Here is a 1,273-nt window from a genome sequence, read left to right as displayed (position 1 = left end):
AAGTCGGCGGGCATTTCTAGGGCTGAAACACTTTGCCCCGTAAGGTGGTGTTGCGATAAGGTCGAAGCATCAGGCGATCAAAAGATCAAGTGGCTGATGCTCCCCTCGACCGCCTCAACGGCAATCGCGGTTGTATCGAGTTATATTTCTAGAGCGAGAGGCGACACCCGAGCCGCCGATGAAGCTCAGTATCCGACTCCATTTAGCTGGACTTTCACTTTCGGATACCATCTCGATTCTTGAAAAGTTGGGTGTCGATCGCCATCGGACCACCGTTCATCGGTGGGTACAAAAGGCCGATTTACAACCAATAGACGGTGCCGATCCGAATCACGTCGCGGTCGACGAAGCGGTGATTCAACTCGGCACTGATCGATATTGGCTGTACGCTGCTGTCGATCCCGACACGAATCGTCTGCTCCACGTTCGGCTCTATCCGACGAGAGCAAACGCTATCTCCTCGATGTTTCTCCCAGAACTACGAGAGAAACATCAAGTTGACGATGCGATCTTTCTCGTCGATAGGGTACCGTGGTTACACGCAGTCTGCCATCGTCACGGGCTCCGATTCCAACACGTCATACATGGGAATCGGAACGCCATCGAATGTTTCTTTCGTGAAATAAAACGACGAACAAACCAATTCTCAAATACGTTCAGCCATATCGAACCAAGTACTGCCGGAATTGGGTTCAAGCGTTCGCCTTCGCATGGAATTAGCTTATTTAAGGACTACCTCACCAAGTCGGCAAGATATACTACAGCTATGGTTTCTGTACGTGTTCAAATTATCAATTTCTGCTGAGGACCATCGTGAGTCCACTCAAACACCAGCACACTCCAGCGTGACGAGCACCGGTTAAGTTGGTAGCCAGTATGATGGGTGGCAAACGTGATACTGTACGTTGACGAAGACACGACATGTGAATATTCTCTTTGATAACCTTGCTACGGTATTATTGTTTTCCGTGGTAAAGTCTATTTATGAGTGAACAAGCAAATATCCGCGTTCTTCATGTTGACGACGAGCCAGATTTTGCTGAGTTGACTGCGAATTTTTTGAAACGCGAGGATGATAGGTTCACCGTTGAAGTCGCGACAAGTGCCACTAAGGGGTTAGAATACCTCTCTCAACAGAACTTCGATTGTATTGTCTCTGATTACGATATGCCCGGACAGAACGGCATTGAATTTCTCAAATCAGTTCGTAAGAACGCCCACAATCTGCCATTTGTGCTGTTCACTGGCAAGGGTTCCGAGGAAATCGCCAGTA

The 1,273-nt window shown here is 48.4% G+C and carries 1 protein-coding gene and 1 pseudogene; both read left to right on the top strand.

Annotated features, from left to right (window positions below):
• Positions 1–89: 89 nt before the first annotated feature.
• Positions 90–720: pseudogene (locus tag U4E84_RS17700) on the top strand (IS6 family transposase).
• Positions 721–984: 264 nt separating this feature from the next.
• On the top strand, positions 985–1,273 hold a 289-nt coding region (locus U4E84_RS17695), incomplete at its 3' end, for a response regulator (protein ID WP_322533393.1).

Source organism: Halorubrum sp. AD140 (assembly GCF_034497445.1).
Lineage (GTDB): Archaea > Halobacteriota > Halobacteria > Halobacteriales > Haloferacaceae > Halorubrum.
The sequence above is the reverse complement of the archived record's forward strand: the minus strand, read 5'-3'. Positions and strand labels throughout refer to the sequence as shown.